The sequence below is a fragment of the Motilimonas pumila genome, from assembly GCF_003596335.1.
GTDB lineage: Bacteria > Pseudomonadota > Gammaproteobacteria > Enterobacterales > CBDFNC01 > Motilimonas > Motilimonas pumila.
In genome coordinates this window covers 1-22,151 of record NZ_QZCH01000043.1, presented here as the reverse complement: position 1 = coordinate 22,151, position 22,151 = coordinate 1, and the positions used below count along the sequence as shown (strand labels likewise).

18 protein-coding genes and 3 tRNA genes are annotated in these 22,151 nt (G+C 46.2%); 16 read left to right on the top strand and 5 right to left on the bottom strand.

Going from position 1 to position 22,151, the window contains the following annotated elements:
• Positions 1 to 95 precede the first annotated feature (95 nt).
• The 8 genes from D1Z90_RS19335 to adk all read left to right on the top strand — a co-directional run bounded on the left by D1Z90_RS19335 (position 96) and on the right by adk (position 7,122).
• Positions 96 to 169 (top strand) — tRNA-Cys (locus tag D1Z90_RS19335).
• Between the two features lie 21 nt (positions 170 to 190).
• Positions 191 to 277, top strand: a tRNA-Leu gene (locus D1Z90_RS19330).
• Between the two features lie 40 nt (positions 278 to 317).
• A tRNA-Gly gene (locus tag D1Z90_RS19325) sits at positions 318 to 393 on the top strand.
• Between the two features lie 136 nt (positions 394 to 529).
• Positions 530 to 1,459 (top strand): autotransporter domain-containing protein, encoded by a 930-nt coding sequence (locus D1Z90_RS19320; RefSeq protein ID WP_119912438.1) that lies wholly within the window; start codon positions 530 to 532, stop codon positions 1,457 to 1,459.
• 36 nt (positions 1,460 to 1,495) lie between these two features.
• Positions 1,496 to 2,098: a recombination mediator RecR gene (recR, locus tag D1Z90_RS19315; RefSeq protein ID WP_119912437.1), complete on the top strand. Its 603-nt coding sequence runs from the start codon at positions 1,496 to 1,498 to the stop codon at positions 2,096 to 2,098.
• Between the two features lie 97 nt (positions 2,099 to 2,195).
• Complete coding sequence (gene htpG / locus D1Z90_RS19310; RefSeq protein WP_119912436.1) at positions 2,196 to 4,109, top strand: molecular chaperone HtpG; 1,914 nt, start codon at positions 2,196 to 2,198, stop codon at positions 4,107 to 4,109.
• 203 nt (positions 4,110 to 4,312) lie between these two features.
• On the top strand, positions 4,313 to 6,382 hold the full coding sequence (locus D1Z90_RS19305; protein WP_119912435.1) for a diguanylate cyclase domain-containing protein: 2,070 nt from the start codon (positions 4,313 to 4,315) through the stop codon (positions 6,380 to 6,382).
• A gap of 95 nt (positions 6,383 to 6,477) precedes the next feature.
• Positions 6,478 to 7,122: an adenylate kinase gene (gene adk / locus D1Z90_RS19300; RefSeq protein ID WP_119912434.1), complete on the top strand. Its 645-nt coding sequence runs from the start codon at positions 6,478 to 6,480 to the stop codon at positions 7,120 to 7,122.
• 261 nt (positions 7,123 to 7,383) lie between these two features.
• Here adk and D1Z90_RS19295 read toward each other — a convergent pair whose 3' ends face one another.
• The gene (locus D1Z90_RS19295) at positions 7,384 to 7,797 is read right to left on the bottom strand and encodes a SulA-like leucine-rich domain-containing protein (RefSeq protein ID WP_119912433.1); all 414 of its coding nucleotides are present in this window, start codon (positions 7,795 to 7,797) and stop codon (positions 7,384 to 7,386) included.
• Positions 7,798 to 8,038: 241 nt separating this feature from the next.
• Between D1Z90_RS19295 and D1Z90_RS19290 the strand changes: the two genes are divergently transcribed.
• Entirely contained in the window at positions 8,039 to 9,040 is a 1,002-nt protein-coding gene (locus tag D1Z90_RS19290) for a DUF2339 domain-containing protein (RefSeq protein WP_119912432.1), read from the top strand.
• Between the two features lie 71 nt (positions 9,041 to 9,111).
• Here the strand turns inward: D1Z90_RS19290 and D1Z90_RS19285 are convergent, their stop codons facing one another.
• Positions 9,112 to 9,963 (bottom strand): 23S rRNA (adenine(2030)-N(6))-methyltransferase RlmJ, encoded by an 852-nt coding sequence (locus tag D1Z90_RS19285; RefSeq protein WP_119912431.1) that lies wholly within the window; start codon positions 9,961 to 9,963, stop codon positions 9,112 to 9,114.
• 203 nt (positions 9,964 to 10,166) lie between these two features.
• Between D1Z90_RS19285 and D1Z90_RS19280 the strand changes: the two genes are divergently transcribed.
• A complete protein-coding gene (locus D1Z90_RS19280; RefSeq protein WP_119912430.1) occupies positions 10,167 to 10,409 on the top strand; it encodes a hypothetical protein in 243 nt (80 codons plus the stop codon).
• Positions 10,410 to 10,468: 59 nt separating this feature from the next.
• Positions 10,469 to 10,702, top strand: coding sequence for a glutaredoxin family protein (locus D1Z90_RS19275; RefSeq protein WP_232525316.1), 234 nt, complete (start codon positions 10,469 to 10,471; stop codon positions 10,700 to 10,702).
• 99 nt (positions 10,703 to 10,801) lie between these two features.
• Here the strand turns inward: D1Z90_RS19275 and D1Z90_RS19270 are convergent, their stop codons facing one another.
• The 3 genes from D1Z90_RS19270 to D1Z90_RS19260 form a co-directional block, all read right to left on the bottom strand.
• Complete coding sequence (locus D1Z90_RS19270; RefSeq protein WP_119912429.1) at positions 10,802 to 12,133, bottom strand: DUF1501 domain-containing protein; 1,332 nt, start codon at positions 12,131 to 12,133, stop codon at positions 10,802 to 10,804.
• A 4-nt stretch (positions 12,134 to 12,137) separates the two neighbouring features.
• A complete protein-coding gene (locus D1Z90_RS19265; protein WP_119912428.1) occupies positions 12,138 to 13,835 on the bottom strand; it encodes a DUF1800 domain-containing protein in 1,698 nt (565 codons plus the stop codon).
• A gap of 154 nt (positions 13,836 to 13,989) precedes the next feature.
• Positions 13,990 to 17,271: a glycosyl hydrolase family 18 protein gene (locus tag D1Z90_RS19260; protein ID WP_119912427.1), complete on the bottom strand. Its 3,282-nt coding sequence runs from the start codon at positions 17,269 to 17,271 to the stop codon at positions 13,990 to 13,992.
• A 279-nt stretch (positions 17,272 to 17,550) separates the two neighbouring features.
• Between D1Z90_RS19260 and D1Z90_RS19255 the strand changes: the two genes are divergently transcribed.
• From D1Z90_RS19255 to D1Z90_RS19235, 5 genes are all read left to right on the top strand, one after another.
• On the top strand, positions 17,551 to 18,177 hold the full coding sequence (locus D1Z90_RS19255; protein WP_119912426.1) for a sulfotransferase family protein: 627 nt from the start codon (positions 17,551 to 17,553) through the stop codon (positions 18,175 to 18,177).
• Positions 18,178 to 18,259: 82 nt separating this feature from the next.
• Positions 18,260 to 18,832 (top strand): MiaE family protein, encoded by a 573-nt coding sequence (locus tag D1Z90_RS19250; RefSeq protein WP_119912425.1) that lies wholly within the window; start codon positions 18,260 to 18,262, stop codon positions 18,830 to 18,832.
• A gap of 291 nt (positions 18,833 to 19,123) precedes the next feature.
• Positions 19,124 to 20,233, top strand: a complete 1,110-nt coding sequence (locus D1Z90_RS19245; RefSeq protein WP_119912424.1) for an AI-2E family transporter — start codon at positions 19,124 to 19,126, stop codon at positions 20,231 to 20,233.
• Positions 20,234 to 20,246: 13 nt separating this feature from the next.
• Positions 20,247 to 20,915 carry a potassium channel family protein gene (locus D1Z90_RS19240; protein WP_119912423.1) on the top strand — a complete coding sequence of 223 codons (669 nt, stop codon included), beginning with the start codon at positions 20,247 to 20,249 and terminating at the stop codon, positions 20,913 to 20,915.
• Positions 20,916 to 21,101: 186 nt separating this feature from the next.
• Complete coding sequence (locus tag D1Z90_RS19235; RefSeq protein ID WP_119912422.1) at positions 21,102 to 21,851, top strand: hypothetical protein; 750 nt, start codon at positions 21,102 to 21,104, stop codon at positions 21,849 to 21,851.
• Positions 21,852 to 22,151 lie beyond the last annotated feature (300 nt).

The following is a 22,151-nucleotide window of genomic DNA, read 5'->3' as shown; positions in this document are numbered from 1 at the left end:
CGGTACTAGCTCAGCTGGTAGAGCGCGACCTTGCCAAGGTCGAGGTCACGAGTTCGAACCTCGTGTACCGCTCCAAACATCGCAATAGCGAAAAAGGCGGAATGGCAGAGTGGCCATGCAGCGGATTGCAAATCCGTCCACCTCGGTTCGACTCCGGGTTCCGCCTCCATACAATGTGACAGAATTTGGCGCCCGGGTGGTGAAATTGGTAGACACAAGGGATTTAAAATCCCTCGCTTGTAAGAGCGTGCCGGTTCAAGTCCGGCCCCGGGCACCACTTCATTCAGTACGACTCCACTGTAAGCAGAGTCTGTGATGCGGTACTAGCTCAGCTGGTAGAGCGCGACCTTGCCAAGGTCGAGGTCACGAGTTCGAACCTCGTGTACCGCTCCAAATTAAAAAAACCTGACTCTGTCAGGTTTTTTTTTGCCTTAATTTCGCATTCTGCCACTTTGATGGCAGATATCTTGAGCCATCTTGTTAAGATAACCACAGTTTTGATTTGGCCATTTCATAAGGAATTGATCCCATGGCTTTGTTCACCCGCTTATGGGTATGTTTTATAGTGTTACTTTCACCTGCCCAGTTAGTCGCTCAAACCAACGATGAAGTTATTAAAAAGGCTAATGCGGCATTGGGACTTATGTCATTTACCATGGTGCCAGATGTCACTACCAGTAACTTATCCATCGGCAAGGGGGATGGAGAAAGCAGCGATTTGTTATTAAGCCAGGTCGGTGGTGGTGCGACTATGTCGAAAGAGGTGCCTGTCTACCTTGAAGGCAATCTATCTTTTAGCCGATATGATCCTACTTTTGTGATTTCCAAGGGCGATAAAACCAGTGTCATCCCTTTGAAGTGGAACAGCGTATCGGTCAGCGGCGGTGTAGGGTGGGACTTTCCTATTGCCGAAAATTGGGTCTTAAGGCCCATCGCGAATATTGCGCTTGGCACCGTAATGAGTGATATCACGGTTGCCGGTTGGGTGATTGAAGAAGAACTTGGTATTGACCTTGATTTCTTGGATGGCGGTCGACTTGATGCTTTTGGCTATGGCGGCTCGTTAATGCTGGATTATGAGTTATTTTCAAAGGCCCAAGACATTGATGCGGAGCTGCGTTATAGCTACATTCGCCTTGAAAGCTTTGGCTCAACACCGGACGGTATAAAAGGCCAAGCCAATGCGGAAAACCTCAGTCTCTATTTGCGCCGACGTGCTCCTACTGGCGTAGAATGGTTGCAACGGCCGTTGCGCTACGTGATGGAAGGGGCTCATACCCAGTTTTTTGGTGAGCAGCGGGGCGCGTTAGGGTTTAAATACCTCAGTTCGGTGGGCTTAGGCTTAGAGCTTGACTCGTCAGCATACACCAAAATAATCAGCCGCACGCGTTTGGTGGCACGCTATATGTTTAGCTCAAATACTGAAGGATATTCCGTTGGCTTAGCCATGAGCTTTTAAGTAAACTGGCGCCTTGAACAATATAGGTAGCCTGATATGAGCTTTAGCCCGTTATTAGAAGAACTGATTAAAAGCCTGCAATGTTTGCCAGGTGTTGGCCCTAAATCTGCCCAGCGCATGGCCTTTCACTTATTAGATAAAAACCGCCGCGGCGCGCAGCAGCTAAGTGATACTCTTGCCCATGCCATCGCTGATATTGGCCATTGTCAGCGATGTCGTACATTCAGCGAAGATGATGTTTGTAAATTGTGTTTAAACCCTAAGCGTCAACAAAGTGGCCAGTTATGTGTGGTCGAAACCCCCGCCGACGTATTAGCGATAGAACAAACGGCGCAATTTTCAGGGACGTATTTTGTGTTAATGGGGCACCTTTCGCCACTTGATGGTATTGGTCCAGATGATATTGGCATGGACATTCTTGAGCAGCGCTTGAGCCAGGAAGGCATTGAAGAACTGATCTTGGCCACGAACCCAACGGTAGAAGGGGAGGCCACTGCGTATTATATTGCTGAGATGGCGGCGCAATATCAGGTCAATGTTAGCCGCATTGCCCATGGCGTCCCAGTGGGCGGAGAATTAGAACTGGTAGATGGCACTACTTTGTCTCATTCTTTTGCTGGCCGTGTTCCACTTAAATAAAAAAGTTTTAATTTTTTTAATTACTCGCCTTGAAAGCGTTTGTCCCTAGCCCCATTGTCTTTTGTATCCTTGTTAACACTGAATACAGAGACGAAAGATGACAGACGCAGTTCATTCAGAAACCCATGGCTTCCAAGCGGAAGTAAAACAATTACTACAATTGATGATCCACTCTTTGTACAGCAACAAAGAGATTTTTCTTCGTGAATTAGTATCTAACGCTGCTGATGCGGCAGATAAACTTCGTTTTAAAGCTCTTTCAAACGCTGATTTATACGAAAGTGACGGCGATTTAAAAGTTCGTTTGAGTTTCGATGCTGAAGCCAAGACGATAACGATCGCGGATAACGGCATCGGTATGACCCGCGATGAGGTAATTGAGCACTTGGGTACGATTGCAAAATCGGGCACCAAAGAATTTTTTAGTCAGTTATCGGGCGATCAAGCTAAAGACTCGCAACTTATCGGCCAGTTCGGCGTAGGTTTCTACTCGGCATTTATCGTCGCAGACAAAGTCACCGTGAATACACGTGCGGCAGGAACTGAAGCTGCCCAAGGCGTACAGTGGCAATCTGCTGGCGAAGGCGATTACACGGTTGCAGATCTCAATAAGGCCGACCGCGGAACCGAAATCATTTTGCACCTGCGCGAAGGTGAAGAAGAGCTGCTGAACGATTGGCAGTTACGCTCTATCATAGGCAAATACTCAGACCATATCAGTATTCCCGTTGAAATGTGGAAGGACGAAGTACCGGAGTCTGAAAGCCCAGAAGGCGAAAAAATTGCAGCGGTACCGGGCGAGTGGGAAGCGATCAACAAGGCAACAGCGCTGTGGACCCGTGGTAAAAATGACATCAGCAACGATGAATACAACGAGTTCTACAAGCACATTTCTCACGACTTTGAAGATCCATTAAAGTGGAGCCATAACCGCGTAGAGGGCGAGCAAGAATATACCAGCTTGTTATACATTCCGGCGCGCGCCCCTTTTGATCTGTGGAACCGCGAAAAACAACACGGTTTGAAACTGTACGTGCAACGTGTGTTTATCATGGACGATGCCGAGCAGTTTATGCCGACCTATCTGCGCTTTGTGAAAGGTGTACTGGACTCAAATGACCTGCCACTGAACGTATCTCGTGAAATCTTACAAGACACGAAAGTGACCACTAAGCTTCGCAACGCCTGTACCAAGCGCGTATTATCCATGCTTGAGAAGTTGGCTAAAAACGACGCTGAGAAATATCAAAGTTTCTGGAATGAGTTTGGCCAAGTGCTTAAAGAAGGCCCAGCAGAAGACATGGCAAACAAAGAAAAAATTGCCAAGCTACTGCGCTTCTCGTCAACCGAAACAGACATACCTGAGCAAAGCGTGTCTTTCGACGCTTACATTGAGCGAATGAAAGAAGGTCAAAACAAGATTTACTACATCACGGCTGACAGCTTCAATGCCGCGAAAAACTCTTCGCATTTAGAGATTTTCCGTAAGAAAGGTATTGAAGTCATGCTGTTGTGTGACCGTATCGACGAATGGTTACTCAGCCACCTTAATGATTACGACGGTAAAACGTTAGTGTCAGTAACTAAAGGCGACCTTGATTTAGGCGACTTAGACGATGCAGAAAGCAAGGCAGAGAAAGAGAAGCAAGAAACTGAGTTTGCGAGCTTCTTAACGCGTGCAAAAGAAACCTTAGGTGATAAGGTTGCTGAAGTACGCTTAACCCATCGTTTAACTGGCACGCCTTCATGTATCGTTGCTGGCGAGCACGACATGAGCACACAAATGATGAAATTGATGCAATCTGTGGGTCAAGACGTGCCAGAGCAAAAACCTGTGTTTGAGCTTAACCCTGAGCACGCGATGGTGAAGCACGTTGCAGACATTCAAGATGAGGAAAGCTTCGGCGAATGGATCAACTTGTTGCTGGAACAAGCGGTATTATCTGAAAAGGGTAACCTGGATGATCCGTCTGAGTTTGTTGCTCGCATCAATGCGCTATTGATGAAGTAGTCGACGACAACACATCCAGAATGTTAAAGGAGGCCATTGGCCTCCTTTTTTTATTGCTGTGATCTCACGCCAAGAAAAAGCAGCACTGTTATGGTGCGCCAGACCTTCTAGTGATAAAGTATGAAGGAATCTGTGATATTACTTATCACTTAACCTCTCAAATCAATATGGTTTGTGGTCGACGGAACGGCAACAAATGAATTATGCGAATTAAATTATCTGTTTTTATCGCCTTATTAGTCGCGACTGTGGCTGTATTGCCAGCGAGTGTCGTGGCGTACATGTTTTATCAACAAATGCATATCGCGGTGGAACAGACGACAAAGCAAAACCTTGCGCTGCAATCTAGCCTCACCGGCGAGAAACTGACTTATCGAATGGAAGTGCTATTGTCTGGCTTGGCACTTTTTGCAAGAGAAAAAGGAGAGGCGGAATTTGAGCTTTCTACCAAACGGGAAATTAATAACCGTTTGCGGCAGTTTCTCAATACTTACCGTATCGTAAATTCTCTATATTTATTAGACGCTAAAGGCCAGGTTGTAACCGGTATTGGTGCGGCGAAAAAGCACGTCATTAAAGAAAATTTTGCGGCTAAACCTGAGTTTAGTATTAAGCCTGAGCCCCATGGCAGTTTTATATTTTTTGATAACAGTCAGTTGGTGCACAGCGTAGAAAACCCTTATGGTGTAGCCATCATCACCCCAGTGTTTAACAAGCGTCATGAGCTGACCAGCTACTTATTATCCATCATTCCAAGTCAAGACTTACCTCAGCTGATTGGTAAACACAGCAAACAATTCAAGGTCGCTTTTTATCATCAAGGAAGCTGGCTTGCCGGCGATTACTGGGAAGCGAACGCTGATATCAACGACTACATTCATGACATTGACATAGGTTTGCCAAATTATGGCAATTTATTGAGCGTGAGTATTCACATTGCCGAGCCCGCTGACCGCTTAATGTTTGCCGTGGAAGAAGCCATGACGCCGATTTATGGGGTAGGGGCGACTCTGTGCTTGGCGACCTTGCTATTCAGTTTCTTTATTGCCCGTTATATTACGGCAAGTTTATCGCGTTTTTATCAGCATATTAATAGCCTACAAGCAGGGGTTAAAGACGATTATCACCCAAAATTTTGGGTGGTTGAATTGCATAACTTGTACCAAATTTTCAATAAAATGCAGCTGACGATCGGCCAGCAATTATCCAACCTACAATCTAAGAACAGTGAGTTAAAGCAAGCTGATATTTTACGCCAACAGTACCTAAGTCAGGTAGAGTCCCTTAATAAAGAGTTGGAAGAGAAGGTACAAGAACGTACGCAGACATTAGAAGAAACCCTCAAACTGGTCGAAGAAAGCAGCGTGGTATTAGAGCGGGTGATCCGCTATCGCCGTGAGTTACAAGGCTTGGACAATATTGCTGTGATTGAACTGACCTTAAAATACCTGAAGCAAAGCCTGCCACAAATGGATATGGCGCTGATCATTCAAGGCGATCGTTATCATCAAGCGGCAATGAAGCAAACACAAGCTGTGTTTGATCTTGAGCAAGTGTTAAATAAATCCATGGCCTTGGGTGAAGAGCAATGGCATCAAGGAGTGAGTGCCCTTGACGATGGCACTCCTGTATTGCGATTAGGACGCAACGGCAGTGGCTTAGGCTGTCTTGCGTTGAAACAGATGCCATCGTCCCAATTTCAGCATTGCTTATTAATGTTTGTAAAAGAACTGGGCAGCTATCTTGAAATCCGAAAACTGACAGCAGAGTTAGACTTTTTAGCGCGAACAGATGCCTTGACACAACTGGGTAATCGAAAGTTATTTGACGAAACGTTAGAGGGCTTTGAAACCCAACTGGATACAGAAGTTGGCTTGTTCATTATCGACGTGAATGGTTTAAAACAAGTCAATGATAATAAAGGCCATGAAGTGGGCGACGCCTTATTACAAAAAGTGGCGGAACTGATCCGTCATTGCTCTGGTGGTATTACCGACAAGTGTTTTCGCTTAGGAGGCGACGAATACGCCATTATTCTAGCCGGTGATGAACTTAAGCAAAGCCAAACTTTGTACAAAAGGTTGCTTGAAGAGCAACCGAAAATGAACTTTGCGTTTGACGTCATGGGCGGATATTCTGGTTTTAGCTGCAGTATTGGCTTTGCTTCCACCGCCAATACTATTTTTTCAATGCTTTACAGCGTTGCAGATCAAAACATGTACCAAGTAAAACGCGAGCATTATCGGGATGCTAGGACAAAAAAAATGGCGTAAAACGCACGAAGCAAACCAGTTCGACTTGAGTAATCAAATCGAGCAGTGTAAATTGCTCAGGTTTGAAAATTACACTAAATAGCGGGAGTCATTTTATGCGCATTATTCTTTTAGGCGCGCCAGGAGCAGGCAAGGGAACACAAGCACAATTTATTATGGAGAAATACGGCATTCCGCAAATTTCTACCGGTGACATGCTAAGGGCTGCAATTAAAGCAGGTACTGAGCTAGGCCTAAAGGCAAAAGAAGTGATGGACGCTGGTCAGCTGGTGTCTGATGAGCTTATCATTGGCCTGGTAAAGGAGCGTGTTGCACAAGATGATTGCAAAGCAGGCTTTCTATTGGATGGTTTCCCTCGCACTATTCCACAAGCTGACGCGATGAAAGAAAATGGCATCGACGTAGATTACACCCTAGAGTTTGATGTGCCTGACGAAGAAATCGTTAAGCGCATGAGTGGCCGCCGCGTTCACTCTGGCTCAGGACGTGTTTATCACGTTGTCTACAATCCGCCAAAGGTCGAAGGCAAAGATGACGTTACCGGTGAAGAGCTGTCTATTCGCCCTGACGACGTCGAAGAGACGGTACGTAAACGCCTAGCGATTTACCATGATCAGACTAAACCATTGGTTGACTTCTACACCAAAGATGCTGATGCAGGCAACAGCAAGTACTTTAAGTTAGACGGCACTCAAGCAGTGGATGCCGTAAGCGCGCAATTAGCTGATATTCTTGGTTAATTTGCTTTAAAGCTTACAATAAAAAACCAGCGCCATGCGCTGGTTTTTTTTGTTTGAATATTTTATGCCTGTGACACTTTAATGCATTGGACATGTTCTGGTTTGATCATGAAGCTGCAACACTTTTTACTCAGTGACGCTTGCCTCTGCTCTATCCTCATACTTAGCCACTGGCTATTTTCTATCATTGCAACAACACAAGCCCATCAGCGTGCTCTTTAGCACTCGCATCGCCCACTTAATAACAACAGATCCTTGCGCTTAATGCAGTTGAGACTGACATGTTTTGGGTAAGAGTATGCCTTGGCATTGGCCTTGCAACGATGCTTGTTTGAGTTGATTTAAGCTGGCTTGTTCTAATTGATTTAAATCTGTCACTACTGCGCAACATGAGCCAACGCTTAATAAGGTCATTAGGCATGCAAGTTTGCTGTTGGCGACGCTACTTTTAACCTGCAATACCTTTTCGGTATTAATACCAAGTTGCTTGAGCAAGCGTTTGTCCAATTGCTTAGGGCCATCAAGGATCACTAACCAACGTGGATCTCGGTTGTGTTTTGTCAGCTTATGTAGCAAACCATGAAAGTAGTGTTCCGTCGCTTCTATTGGGTTGGATGCTTGGCTTGCCTTGGCAGGCAGAGTCGGTGCTGATTGCAGTGGCATACTCAATAACATGGCTTAATCCTAAACAATTTAAACATACTGTATATCCATACAGTATGTTTAAATTAATCGTAGATCAAGTTTTTTTGCATAAAATATCCACGATTTGCCGAAACAAGCGTCATATTTATTTGACCTCCCTAGCACTTAACTCATGCCGAAGATTTTTCCTTGATTACTTCTTGTTGCGATATCTATTAATTGGCATTATGACTGGCATGCGCCTAAGACGCCGAAACCCATAAGGAAGAGCATGTACCAAGAAGAAGATTTGAAACAGGCGGTGCAACAAGGCATTTTTAGCGCCGATGCGGTTGCCGAGTTTAAGCAGTTGGTTGCCTCAAGACGCGGCACGCCTCAAGCCGATGAAGAGAGTTTTAAACTTATCGGTGGCTTTAATGACATTTTTATCGTCATTACCTGCGCCATTTTATTATCCTGCAGTTACTGGATCATGGCAGATAACAATCAACACCTAGCTTGGACCTTGGTATCCTTACTCAGTTGGGGATTAGCAGAGTTTTTTGTTAGAAAGCGGAAAATGGCGTTGCCTGCTATTTTTCTACTGTTGGTGTTTGTCGGCAGTTTAATCGCACACAGTTTGGTATGGATGCCGTTAGATGAAAAGAACACTTGGGTGCTAGCGACAGGCGTAGCAGCGCTAGGCGCAGCATTACATTGGTGGCGTTTTCGTGTACCGATAACGATTGCTGCGGGGACGGCGGCGTCAGTGTTGTTTGTACTGGCAAGTATAGTGAGTGCCTGGCCACAGTTGATTGAACACGCCATGCCCATGCTGTTTACCTGCGGAGTGGTGATTTTTGCTTTTGCTTTATGCTGGGACCGGGCTGATACTGCGCGCGAGGATTATCAATCTGACGTGGCGTTTTGGCTGCATTTAATGGCTGCGCCCTTGATTATTCACCCAGTATTTAGTCATTTAGGCATATTAATGGGAGAAGATAATTTTTACAGTACCATTTGGATTGTGGCCTTGTATGTCGTCATGACTCTGGTATCCCTGGTCATTGACCGACGTGCGTTTATGTTGTCTTCTTTGGTATACGTGATTTATGCCATTACCAACATTGTTGAGGTTATGGGAGGTATTGCGTCAAGTTTGGCATTAACGGGAGTCGTAGTGGGCAGCGTGTTGTTATTGCTCTCTGCATTTTGGCAACAAGCCAGGGCCAGCCTTTTGAATATTTTGCCGCAAGGGATTACGCGAAATGTACCAGCGGCGCAAGCTGACTAGCTGAAACACTAAACTGGCTAACCCTGGCAGCATCATTCACCGGGTTAGCCTTTATCATCAACATGACTGGTTTATTCTTCAACCAATTGTTCACAGCGGTAATGAGCTTGTTTATCGCCTTGTGCTTCTCCTAAAATTTTAGCCAGTAAAGGCAAACATTCGCTCATTTCTTGTTTTAATTTCCACGGCGGATTGATGACTATCATTCCCGCAGAAGTCATGCCCTTTTCTTGAGTATCTGGCTGTAGGCCCAGTTCAAACAACTGAATATTACGGATGCCACTTTCCTTTAGGCCTTGCTCCATTTTTTCAATACGCTGGCGTTCAACCACAGGGTACCAAATGGCATAAACCCCCGTTGCAAAACGTTTATGCGCTTTGATAACACTGCTGATTACTTTGTCGTAATCGGACTTAATCTCATACGGGGGATCGATCAACACATAACCGCGACGCTGCGGCGGGGGCAGCTTTGCCTGTAAACCTTGAAAGCCGTCGCTATGATGAACCTGACAATGACGTTGGCCAGCAAAAGTTTGCTTTAATAGCTCTATCTCGGTGCTATGAAGCTCAAACAGGTTGAGTTTATCCGTTTTATCCATTAAATGTTGAGCAATGCTAGGCGACCCTGGGTAGTGGTTTAGAGTATCCGTTGGGTTAAAGCTGCGAATAACCGCGATATAATCGGCCAGCGTCTCGGGTAATTGTGTATGTTGCCACAGTGGCGCTATGCCCGTTTCATATTCGCGGGTTTTTAATGCTTGCGCCGAGTCTAACAAGTAAGCGCCAGGACCACTGTGGGTATCCAGATACATGAAAGGCTTTGGTTTTTGCTTTAAGTGGCGCAAGATACGGACGGAAACTAGGTGCTTAAGCACATCAGCAAAATTGCCGGCATGATAGGAATGACGATAACTTAACACAAGGAGAGCCTCATAAAAGATGAAGCGCCTATGATAACCGCATCGAACGCGGGTGCAAGCTTTGAACTTAGGCTTCAGTACCTTAAGGCAAGCCGTTAAAACTTAAAAGTGAGATCTATACTGTTCACCTCAAAGATAAATCGTATAGCGTAACACCCTGCTTTAACTATACTTTGTATAGATTTGAAGAAAGAGAACAGAATATGAAAATGTTTCTTGCAGCATTTTGGGCGCCAAAAGGACTTATCTTCTGGCACGAATTAATCCGGAGCTTTGCCATTTCCTTGATGTTGCTATTTGGCTTGGCGGTGCTAGGCTTGCTCGCTGCGCAAAGTTTGATTACATGGGCATATTTAGCCTTAGCGGTACAGTTAATTATGGCGACAGGCTCGCGTTTATACTTTGGCGATACGCCGCCACCCCAGAGTCGCTTTGCTCAAAAATAGCCTCATTCCTCATTTACAATGTTACCATGTAGCGTTTTTTGTGAATGAGGATCAACACAATGGCTAAAATCAAAAAAGTAGTGCTTTATGTCAGTGATAATTGTGCCCACTGTAAAACCGCGAAACAATACTTAGATAGCCAAGGCATAAAATACCGACTTGCGAACGTTAAAGATCCACGCGGCCGAAAAGAGTTGGCTGCATTAGGGGCTCGCGCTGTACCAACGCTGAAAATCGGCGAGCAAGTGTTGCATGGCTTTGACGTCAAGCAATTCAATCAAGCTATGTCTTAAAAGAAAGGCCCACTCTGACCTTAAACCTTACACTGCTTTTTCGCGCTCTTGGCTTGGCCATTCACACACTGGATAGCCACCACGATTTGCCAGTTTGATTTAGCTGCGCATCATAGGTAAATACAAATCATTAAAAGCGCTGAGGCTTGGGAATAAATCCAGTAACTGACCATCAGACAAACCAAACCATTTGGCTAATGTCGCGCTGTATTGATCTGTGCTGACTTGGGGGATTAGACGGCCCCCTTTAACGTCAAATTCACTGCCAAGGCGCTGTGGCAGAAGCTGGCCGTAGATATCACCGCCTTTCACAGCGCCCCCCATGACCATTTGATTTCCCGCCCAGCCGTGATCTGTGCCATCACCATTCGAGCTTAAAGTACGGCCAAAATCTGACATCGTAAAGCTAGTGACTTGTTGGCTGACGCCAAGAGAGTCCATTGCCCGATGAAATTCGCTCATGCTGGTGGCTAAAGTGCTTAGCAATTCAGGGTGCTTGGTCACTTGTTCATCGTGGGTATCAAAACCGCCCATGGTGGCATAAAAAATCTGCCTGCCGCCTCCTTGTTGACTTTGCGACGCTATGACTTTGGCAATGGTGTGAAGTTGCTGCGATAAAGGCATGTCTGAAAAGCCGGGTAAGGGCGCTAAGCCTTCTAAACTGGCATTCATAGCTTGGCTTTGGGCAATACCCTTAGATAGTCCTTGGCTATAAGAGTTTGCCAATGGGTGAGCTTGTTGACGGAGCATACGTGAAATAGCGGCATCAAACTGCTGCGCTCTGGTACTTGTTCCTGTAAGGGGATGAATTTTGGCTTGGCCAGAGCGTGACATGGCAAAGGCTGAGGTAGAATGGCCACGTTGCCATGGGTTGGTGCCGGCCAGCGAGATGTTGCTGGCAAAGCCCGGGGCAGCCTCTAGTAACTCTAGCATCCTGGCGCCCCAGCCAGTATTTAAACTCTGCTTTTCTTGGCCGTGCATCCAGCGACCTTGTTGGTCATTATGAGAGAATAAATGAGCAGGAATATGGCTGCGCTTGTTTTGGTAATCACTCAAACTGGTTGGCGCTCTGAGTGTCCCCACGCCGGCGATAAATGCAAAATCCCCCTGTTCAAACAGGCTTTGAAGCGCTGCAAGAGCAGGGTTTAAGCCGGTATCTGGTAACTGAGACACAGGGCTTAACGGCAAGGGTGATTCAATGGCCAAGTTTTGGCGGCTCGCCAAGTAATCGGCTTTTTCATCACCTGAGAGCGGGATAAGCATATTCATTGAGTCGTTGCCGCCCAATAAAAATATACACACCATGGCCTTATAGTCGGTGTAGTTTTGCTGGTTTAATAAATTTTGCATCGCTTGTAGCTGGGTTGAAGTCAGCGCCGCAGCAGACACACCGCCTTTGATACACATTGATAGAAATCGTCTACGATCCATCGGGTTACCTTTGTGTTACATATTCAGGGGCTATTGCAATAAGAAATAAACAATAAGCAATTTGGTACTCTGGCTGTTTGTTTTCGGCCCATTCAAACACGGCTAATAGCTCTTGCATCATGCTTAAGCTCATCTGGTCACTGAAAAAAAGCCGGTTATAGTAATCAATCAACCCTTGCGGCCCATGTTGCGCCAGATGTTGTTGGTGCTGGGATAAGTCAATCAGGATCTGGTTCCCTGTGTCGCCTTCTTTTAGACTGTCAATGCGCCAGAGTAAACTGGCGTAGTGGTAATTCATTAACCCTATGCTGGTCACGCTGTTGGCGATTTGAGCTTCAGGGGCGACCAGCTCAGTGTCGGCAAGCGTTTGTGGCTGATAATCTGGTCGGTAGAAATTGAAAACAGACGGCGAGCCCAGTGGCGCTTGACCATGGCTCGAAGCGAGGTCCCAAGTGTAAAAGAAGCCAGATTGGCTGTAAGCAGATAGCTCACGCCAGAACTGCACTGTTTGCAACAGCGGCTCTTTGAGTTTGCCGAAGTGGCTTGGTGCATAGGTTAAGTCTCTGGCTTCTTGGTCCATTAGAATGGCGTACACAGTGGCCTTAAGGTCGCCTCGAACCCCTTGGCCATTATCGTTAAATACGCTGGCCACTCGCTCAACGTAGGCCGGACTTGGGTTGGAAGTCGTCAGCCGCTGAATAAGCTGTTTGCCAATAAATGGGCCAACGTTAGGGTGGTTGAATAAGTTATCCAGCGCAATTTTCAGGCTTTGTTCAGGCCCGGTTCCTGCTGCAATTCGCTCGCTATTGAGTAAGATTTTTTCAAGCTCTGAATGATATTCTGGCCAGGCTTGCATAGGGGCGAGGTAATGCTTTGTTGGCCATTTCCAGTTCTCTGCTTCGGCAAAGGTCCAGCCAGTAAATACTCTGGCGAAACCTTCAATGGCCACCTGGTCATAGGTCGCGATGGTGCGGCCTTCGTCGTCAGTTTTTGCAGTGCCATCAAGATGGAGTTGCTCCAATCCAATGGTAAACAGCTGCATGACTTCACGAGCATAGTTTTCATCAGGTCGAATATTAAGCTCAACGTTGGCTTTTTCATTGCCAAGGTGACTCAAATAGGTGCCCATGGCCGGCGACAAGGTAGCGGCTTCGAGCAGTTCGCGGTAGTTACCAAAACTGTGGCGTAGCAAAGTGTCATAGTAGGTGACCATGGCTTCAGGTTTGCCCCGCAGGTTATTGCCCGTATCGGATACTACAAAGATTTGGCTCAGTGCAAACGCAACTCTTTGGCGTAATTGGTCGGGGGCATGCAAGCTGACTTGCCACCAGGCATCAATACGGTTGCTGTAGTTGGCTTGCTCTTTACCAGGAGAAATGCGCAGCGCAGGGCTGTGTAAGGTAGGCGGCAGTGTAAATTGATGAGTTAGCCATGCATTGGCCGAGGTTTGCGCTGCCACTTCTATTTCTTTCCCTGTCGGCCCCATGGTCGCTTGGTGTAATAAGCGACTGGCCTGAGCGCCCGTCATTTTAGGGTAAAGAGGAGTGTCTTCAGGCGGTGGCGTTGGTATCACTGCTGGAGGCACGGGCAAAGGTTGCTGAGTGTCATTCGAAGCGCTGTCAGAGCCGCCACAAGCGCTCAATAGAGATGTGACCACGACTAAGGCCAGGCTCAGGCGTGGGCGTTTTATCAGTCTGTCCATAGATACTGCATGGTTAACAAAGAACGCTATTCTAGCGGCTAATTTGGTAACAGACTGTTAACCAACCAAGCTTTCAGTTTCTTTATGAAAGTTTGAGCCAATAAAAAAACCCGCCGTAGCGGGTTTTATTCATTTAGGTATTCATCAGCTTATATTAAAGCGGACAAACAGGGTTCCAACCCGTTACCCAGTTCTCTGCAGAGCCTGGTTCACCGTCGTTCCCGCCCCAAGCACGTTGCCATACTTGACCGTTATGGGTTGCCATATCACCTTTACCGTAATTTGCGCTCCAACCACTTGTCCATGGTTGCAGTGCGGTTACGTCGATGCCACGTGCTTCACATGAACCATCAGTGATAACTTTCACTTCAGATAGCGCTGCGAAATCGCCTGCATTGGTTTTGTAGATGAATGAAGAAGGGCCGCCGCCAATTGGCAGATGAGCATCAACCTTCAGGGTGTGACTGGCACCTGGTGCGATGCTAACTTTCGTTGCAAAGCGGTGGAAGTCGTCTGCCATACCTGGCGCGCCTTGGTTACCTTGTCCATTAGCATTGTTCAACACTGTGCCCAGAGACTTAAGTTCTTTGCTCAGGTCTGTAGAAGAAGGAATGCTGTATTGGATTTCAGTGATCGTCTTGTCGCTGTTGTTAGTGAACTGCCACTCAGACGTCTGTGGCCAAGCTACGCTTTCGTCAGTAACATAACCTACTAGAGATACTGTTACGTCAAGCTTTTGCTGTGGTAGGACAACCAGAGGATCTGCCATGCTTAAGTCAGGGTTACCCGCTTTCGTTAAGATGTCATGACCCAGTGCAGTTAGCTTGTTACCTACGTAGTACTCGGCGCTGCCGTTACCCGCTAGACAGTTTGACTCAGGAACGATAGTTTCTGTACGAACGCCGTTTTCAATAGCGTAACAGTCGTAGTCACCTGCCATTTCCCAGAACATAATACCACCTAGGCCACGCTCAGCTACATAGTTGGCTTTCGCCGCAATAGCTTGCTCGTCTTCAAGGTTGATCATGACTTTCTTAGTTGGGTTCCATAACCAAGCTGCTTCTGCATCGTTGTCGTAGTAACGCGTGTATGTTCCAACAAGTGCATCGTCAGGGTTGTTGGCTGGATCTAGGCCGTATTGGGCCGCGTAAGTTGGCATTTGGCCAGCTTCAAGGTTTTTCGCGTGCCACATTGGGTTGAAACCTGCGCCTAACTCAAGACCGTGTGGGTCTGTGTCATGCCACATGTTGTCGATACCAATTGCACCGTTACCACAACCTTGCTCTGTACCGTTACCTGTACCGCGTTCACAGTTCGTTGACTTGGCTTTACCGCCGTAACCGTTTACGCCGCCTTCAACGCCTTTCCAACCACGTGTGTAGTAAGGTAGACCAACGTTGATACGACCCGCTGGCACTACGCCGCGGAAGTAATGGTATGCCCAGTCAATGTTCAAGTAGCCCACGTTACCGTAGTTTTGGTAAACCTGGTACAAGTTCATTTCTGGATCTTTACCGTTGTCGTAAAGTGGACCGTTAAAGCCAACCACTTCACCCCAAGAGCCAGAGAAGTCATACGTCATCATGTTGATGAAGTCTAAGTATTGGCCGGCAGAATATACTTCCATGCCACGTAATAGGTAACCTGAAGAAGGCACCGCTACGGTCAAGTAGTAATGCACGCCATCTTCTGCTGATGCCACGTCAATGGCTTCACGAAGTTGCTTCATTAGTACGTTGTACGAGTTCATCAAGTAGCTACGACGAGGGTTTTGTACTGCACGGTCAAATGGGTTACCACCGTCCGTCAGTGCGGTTGGGTATTCGTAGTCTAAATCGATACCGTCAAAACCGTATGCACGGATAAAGTCTACCGATGATTTAACAAATGCGTCGATACCAGCTTGGTTTACGCTGCCATCTGCATTGGTTGTCATTGAGTAGAAACCACCGTTCATGACACGGCCAAGGTTGTCGATAGGACAAGGACCGTTGTTGATCACGCCGTTCTTATCAGCTTGACCTGGCATTACCCACTCGTCATCCGCTGTAGGCGCGTCATTCATTGGACAAGTAGAGCCAGTGTTTGGACCCCAGAAACCGCCGGTTTCAGCCCAACCACCAACAGAGATTAACGTTTTAACGCCATTCGCTTTCTTGTACTTATTCAATAAGTTTAAGTGGCCTTTGTACTTCATTGACGGATCCATGTCGGCATCAGTCGCTCCCGGTACGTCGTTCCATACCATACCCGTGTTCGGGTTAGTTGGGTCTAATTTGTAACCGGCTTCATTTGGATAAATATCTTCACCGACAGAGACACGGTAGTTGTTATCAATGTGCGCAAATGCGTAGTTGATATGTGTAACCTTGTCCCAAGCAACATCCGTTGCCAAGTAAGTTGGTTGACCGTTAGCACCGTTGCGCCAGTTAGTGAAGTAACCAATTACGCGACGAGAAGTACCATTGATTGGCTTCTCTGCACCACCTTCTTGGTAAATGGTACAGTAAGGCACGTCAACACCCGGTGTCTTGTACAGGCCTTCTGGGCGACATGCTTCGTGATTAGCCGTTGGATCTGGCGTAGGCGTCACTTCAGGAGTCGGCGTAGGAGTTACTTCAGGAGTTGGCGTAGGCGTCACTTCAGGAGTTGGCGTAGGCGTCACTTCAGGAGTTGGCGTAGGCGTCACTTCAGGAGTTGGCGTAGGCGTTACTTCAGGAGTTGGCGTAGGCGTCACTTCAGGAGTTGGCGTAGGCGTTACTTCAGGAGTTGGCGTAGGCGTCACTTCAGGAGTTGGCGAAGGCGTCACTTCAGGAGTTGGCGTAGGCGTCACTTCAGGAGTTGGCGTAGGCGTTACTTCAGGAGTTGGCGTAGGCGTCACTTCAGGAGTTGGCGTAGGCGTTACTTCAGGAGTTGGCGTAGGCGTCACTTCAGGAGTTGGCGAAGGCGTTACTTCAGGAGTTGGCGTTGGGTTTGTTGTGCCACAATCGGCAATGTCCCAGAACCAGCTGTTTTTAGAAGGTGTTTCCCAGCTACCTGGGCTATTTTTAGCGGTGTAACATACACCTTGATGGATCACTAAGTCACCATTGCTCACCTTGGTAGAGCCTGCTACCCATGGCGTTGCGTCACCAGTGGCTGGTGGCGGCGTCACAGGTGCTTCAGTTGGCGCTTGAGTAGGTTCAACTGGGCCACCTGTTGGCGTAGTTGTACCGCTACATTCCGTAGGTTTCCAAAACCATGTAGAAGTTGCGGTAGGGGTTTCCCAAGTACCAGGGTTGTTTTGAGCTTGGTAACAGCTGCCAAGATAGCTCACAACGTCGCCGTTGCTTACTTTAGTTTTGCCCGCTTGCCATTCAACGGCATCAGCAGCAAATACTTGACCAGCCAAAGACGCGCTTAGCGCAAGCGCTAAGGCGGATAGTTTAGTCTTCATATTGTCCATTCCTTTGATAGGGTGCAACCATCCATTGATTGCACGTATTATCTTAGTGCAGTTGATTTTGTTGTGATATGAAATATTGGCAAAAACTTGTTTAACATCATGATTTTCATGCTTACGAGTGAAAACAAAATCGGCGTGAATAACGCTTTAATCTTTTATAACGATTTGAGCTTACTGATTTTTTCTAGTGCTTGATTGTTTCCTTGCTGGCGTTTGCGACGCGAGTGAGATATAACACAGCCGTTTTTTAGTAAAGATGGACAATGGCAAATGCAAACAAACAAGGTTTTCATTATTGGTTTACCGCGCACCGCAACAACCAGCGTTTGCCAGGCGACAGTGCAATTAGGCTTTACTACTGCCCACACGGCCTATACTCAAGCCACATTTGAACAGGCACAAGTGATCGCCGATACGCCTATTTTTTGTGATTATCAACACCTCGATAAGCAATACCCTGGTGCGAAGTTTATTTATCTTGAGCGAGCACCAGAGCGTTGGTTGCCTTCTATTCGTCAATTATTAAATCGAATGTTGCCCAACTTACAGCGTAACGACGGCGGCTTTAACCCTGTTATTAAACGTTGTTACAATCAAGTTTTCTGGCCACTTAACCAACAAAACTTGGCCTGTGATGACTTCTTATTAGCTTGTTATCAGCGCCACTATCAAGAGGCACGGCAGTACTTCGCAAGCCGGGAGAAAGACTTGCTGTGCATTGATGTAGCAAAAGCGGACAGCTTTGGCCGTTTACTAACATTTCTCGGCGTTACTGACGCCACAGTGACCGAGTTTGAGCATATTAATCGCGGCGGTAAGGTGACAGCTTGGAAGCAAGTGAAAAGTCCGCTTAAGATTGCGTCAACACGAAACGGTAGGGTCGACGGTGTCAGTTAAACATTGTGCTAAATGACGGTTTTTTTTCCGTTCACTACTAGGTAAAATCCCGCCACTCGTAGTCTCTATATATGGAATTGCCATGTTTGAATTAAAATATCATACCCCTTTTGCTTGGACAGAGGCCGTTCTGGCTGATTTTGATGCGTTTTTACAAGATCACGCGGCAGCAGAAAAAAAAGCATCGGGCATGGCGGTGTCAATGCTGTCGCATTACCCTGATCGCAAAAAACTGGTGCGGGCAATGACAGATCTAGCTATTGAAGAGTTAATCCATTTTAAACAAGTCATTAAGTTGATGCAGGCGAGAGACATAGAGCTCGCCAATGACGCTAAGGACACTTATGTAAAACAAATCAGAGCCTTGTTCAGGCATGGCCGCGATGTGTTCTTTATGGATAGGTTGTTGGTTGCCGGAGTAATTGAAGCGCGTGGCCATGAGCGCTTTGCTTTGGTTGCTCAAGCGTTACCAGAAGGCAAAGAAAAAGACTTCTATGATGCGATTGCAAAGTCCGAAGAAAAGCACAAGAACTTATTTGTTGAACTGGCTTATGAATACTTTGATAAACCTGATGTGGACAAACGATTAGAAGAAATCCTGATCGCCGAGGGGGAGATCTGCGCAGCACTGCCATTTCGCGCGGCGTTGCACTAGCCGTGACGGGCTTCAAGGGCGTGCGCCCTTGAGGCAATATCAACTTGCTTTTTACCACTGCACAAAACTTTTCCGCGCGCCAGCTTCTTTTATAAACATATACCTGTCACTTATTGGTAACAATTTTCAATAAAACTCTATACATTGCACAGAATTAAAAAAAAATCATAGCAAGATGGTTTTTTTCTGAATATGTCCACATACTTCTGGGTATAACACTTTGTATATCATGATGAATATAGATATTCATTTGTCTACATACGTCAAACTCTACTGAATAAAGGAATAGGTATGAAACCTAATAACTCGTCATCTTCGTTGACGTTCTCAGCGCAAGCCATTGATGCTGCCATCAAGATAATCTTGGTATTGGTCATGCTAATATGGACTTTCAATATCATTCGACCTTTCATGCTACCTATGGCGTGGGGTGCGATTATTGCTGTGGCATTATTTCCGATTGTCGGCTGGGTAAGAGGTAAAACGGGCTTAGGCCAAGGCAAAGCGAGTACGCTAGTGACCTTGTTAACCTTGGCTATTTTATTGGTGCCTACCATTACTTTTTCTAGTGCGCTGTTCTCCAGCTCGCAAGAGTTTATTGGCCACATTCAAGAAGGTACTTTGGAGATTCCACCACCGAAAGCCGAAGTGGCAGAGTGGCCTTTAGTAGGCGAAAAGTTGCACGCAGGTTGGAGCAAAGCGTCGACTAATTTGGAAGCCTTTGCAAAGCAATACGCGCCTCAAATTAAAAACTCGGTGTTAGGCGTAGCCTCTACCGTAGGGGGAATTGGCGGCGGTATCTTACAGTTTGTTATTTCCATCATCATTGCGGGTGTATTTATGGCTAATTCAACCGCATGTACCGCAGCCTTTGACCGTATTGCTACGCGTTTAGCGGGAAATCATGGTGCTGAGTTTGCCAGCTTGTCCACCGCTACCGTGCGAGGTGTGGTGCAAGGCGTGATTGGCGTTGCCGTTATTCAAGCTGTGTTATCTGGCCTTGGCATGGCTATTGTAGGTGTACCCGCCACGGGCATTTGGGTATTAGTGGTATTAATTTTAGCCATAGTGCAACTGCCACCTATCTTGATTTTGGCTCCTATCATGGCGTATGTATTTTCAGTGGAAGACACAACTACCGCGGTTATCTTTATGATCTGGGGACTTTTAGTCAGTGGGTCTGATGCCTTCCTCAAACCAATTTTGATGGGACGGGGCGTCGATATTCCTATGTTAGTTATTTTACTGGGTGCCATTGGCGGCATGATGATGTCTGGCATTATCGGTTTATTTGTTGGCGCGGTAATTTTTGCTTTGACTTACAAGTTATTCATGGCGTGGCTAGAGCTTGGCGATGAATATACACCAGAAGCAGCGTCAGTAGAAAATAAAGACGTATAACAAGGAGCGTTGCATGGCCAAAAAGTCGGTCACAGAGCAAGATAACTTTAGCTATTTGTTGACGTCATTGTTATCTGTTTTGCTATTAAGCGCCATTTCAGAGCAGCTACTGCACCTAGAGCAAAGCTACATTGTTGGTGCGTTGGTGGTGTTTTTGTCCATTTCGGTATTGGGCGTCAGTAAAAACAAAGTGGTGTCTAAGGGTAAGCTATATATTCTTTGCGCCATTTTTCTGATTGCTTTGATTTCAGCATGGATGGACTCGTTAAACCTAGACATTCTGCAGCTGGTAATGATTTTGGCCTTTTTACTTTACACCTTAAAATCGGCCTTTCGTCAGGTATTGTTCAGTGGTGAAATCACAGGCAATAATATCGTAGGCAGTATTTGTCTGTTTTTATTGTTTGGTTTGATTTGGAGCTTTATTTACCTTATCAACTTGCAGGTGTTTCCCGACTCTTTTAATGGCATAGAGCCCGCGCCGTGGGATGAGCAGTTGGGTGGGGTTATTTATTACAGCTTTATCACCTTAACGACCATTGGCTACGGCGAAATCACGCCGGCATTGCCAATCCCCCGTTTTTTTGCGTATCTTGAAGCCATCGTTGGTCAGTTTTACATGGCGGTATTGGTGGCGAGTTTAGTCGGGGCGCACATGTCACAAAAAGAACACAAAGACTAAGTGTCGTTTATTCTCATTGTTTGTTCACAAAAGCCGCGTAGGTGAAACCTACGCGGCTTTTTACCTTTTTATATAAGCGATTTCACAAATGTCAAAAAGATAAAACTAATATCAATAATCTTCTTTGGTAATGTGGCGATGAGTGACATAGTTCCTTGTTAAATTCATTACTTAAATAGGTTAAAAATGACTTGGCTAATCAGCTTTTGTGGCTTAATCGTATTGGTATTTGTGTTATTAACGACTGGCAACTGGGCACAGTCAACCAGCGACGCTGACGTTGAAGTCGCCAATACCCCGCAAACTGATGTGCCACAGAGTGATTCAAAAACGGGATTGAAAACGAACGACAGTCCGCCAGAAGAAGCCTTGTTAACTTCACGAATCCAAGAGGCAGAAATAGGTGACGATGCCGTCATCGTGGAGCCAATAAAAACTCCAGTGAGTCGCAGTATTGACGAAGGAAAAACCAGCGAAGTTTCTGTTTATGATACGTTCAATCAAGAGCATGAAGCCGTCGCCCCGGTATTTTTAAGTTTGATTAAAGATTACGGTGACGGCCGATTTTATCGCGCTTTTGCTAACTACACTGCCCAAGATAAACCCGATGAAAGCAGTGAATTACTCGAGCAACAAGTAGAAAATTTAATTGCTCAAGCGCCAAACCAGACCAGTATTTATACTGTCGATTGCCGGGTTGAATATTGCATCGCTACTTTTACTTTAGACAGTGGTACGCCACGTGAATTCCTAAGCAGCTTTGGAGGGAAAAATATCAGTCCTTGGCAAGCGATGGAAGTGGTTTTTTTTGTCACTGACCAGCCCACCAATGAAGCTGTGATATTTTTTTCCGCCAGTCAACGCCACCTTATCAGGGGCTATGCGCCTGTGATGTTTGTGGGCTTAAACGTTTCTGCCCCGACAAAGTGGAGTTAGTCGGCTTTGGTAATTATGAACACCAGAGTTACAAAAGCTTCCCCAGCTCTACCAATTTAGACCTTGTCTGTTTATATGCTGCGTGTGATAGCTTATGTTTTACTCGTTGGCGTGAGAAAGACCTACTCAATTCAATTGTCACATTTCATTAAATTTGCCTCGCGTCTAAACTTTCAAACTCCCGGTAAATAGTGGACTTCTTTTCTGCTTTGGAAAGCGAGACTGTTCTGGTCTAATTCAATTGGACACTTAATTTTGAGACAATATCGTCAATAGATTAAGGAAATGATATGAGCCTGA

Bases quoted from the DNA above. Each gene is read 5' to 3' on its own strand.
- D1Z90_RS19320 (WP_119912438.1), top strand. From the start codon at position 530: ATGGCTTTGTTCACCCGCTTATGGGTATGTTTTATAGTGTTACTTTCA.
- recR (WP_119912437.1), top strand. From the start codon at position 1,496: ATGAGCTTTAGCCCGTTATTAGAAGAACTGATTAAAAGCCTGCAATGT.
- htpG (WP_119912436.1), top strand. From the start codon at position 2,196: ATGACAGACGCAGTTCATTCAGAAACCCATGGCTTCCAAGCGGAAGTA.
- D1Z90_RS19305 (WP_119912435.1), top strand. From the start codon at position 4,313: ATGCGAATTAAATTATCTGTTTTTATCGCCTTATTAGTCGCGACTGTG.
- adk (WP_119912434.1), top strand. From the start codon at position 6,478: ATGCGCATTATTCTTTTAGGCGCGCCAGGAGCAGGCAAGGGAACACAA.
- D1Z90_RS19295 (WP_119912433.1), bottom strand. From the start codon at position 7,797: ATGTTATTGAGTATGCCACTGCAATCAGCACCGACTCTGCCTGCCAAG.
- D1Z90_RS19290 (WP_119912432.1), top strand. From the start codon at position 8,039: ATGTACCAAGAAGAAGATTTGAAACAGGCGGTGCAACAAGGCATTTTT.
- D1Z90_RS19280 (WP_119912430.1), top strand. From the start codon at position 10,167: ATGAAAATGTTTCTTGCAGCATTTTGGGCGCCAAAAGGACTTATCTTC.
- D1Z90_RS19275 (WP_232525316.1), top strand. From the start codon at position 10,469: ATGGCTAAAATCAAAAAAGTAGTGCTTTATGTCAGTGATAATTGTGCC.
- D1Z90_RS19270 (WP_119912429.1), bottom strand. From the start codon at position 12,133: ATGGATCGTAGACGATTTCTATCAATGTGTATCAAAGGCGGTGTGTCT.
- D1Z90_RS19265 (WP_119912428.1), bottom strand. From the start codon at position 13,835: ATGGACAGACTGATAAAACGCCCACGCCTGAGCCTGGCCTTAGTCGTG.
- D1Z90_RS19260 (WP_119912427.1), bottom strand. From the start codon at position 17,271: ATGAAGACTAAACTATCCGCCTTAGCGCTTGCGCTAAGCGCGTCTTTG.
- D1Z90_RS19255 (WP_119912426.1), top strand. From the start codon at position 17,551: ATGCAAACAAACAAGGTTTTCATTATTGGTTTACCGCGCACCGCAACA.
- D1Z90_RS19250 (WP_119912425.1), top strand. From the start codon at position 18,260: ATGTTTGAATTAAAATATCATACCCCTTTTGCTTGGACAGAGGCCGTT.
- D1Z90_RS19245 (WP_119912424.1), top strand. From the start codon at position 19,124: ATGAAACCTAATAACTCGTCATCTTCGTTGACGTTCTCAGCGCAAGCC.
- D1Z90_RS19240 (WP_119912423.1), top strand. From the start codon at position 20,247: ATGGCCAAAAAGTCGGTCACAGAGCAAGATAACTTTAGCTATTTGTTG.
- D1Z90_RS19235 (WP_119912422.1), top strand. From the start codon at position 21,102: ATGACTTGGCTAATCAGCTTTTGTGGCTTAATCGTATTGGTATTTGTG.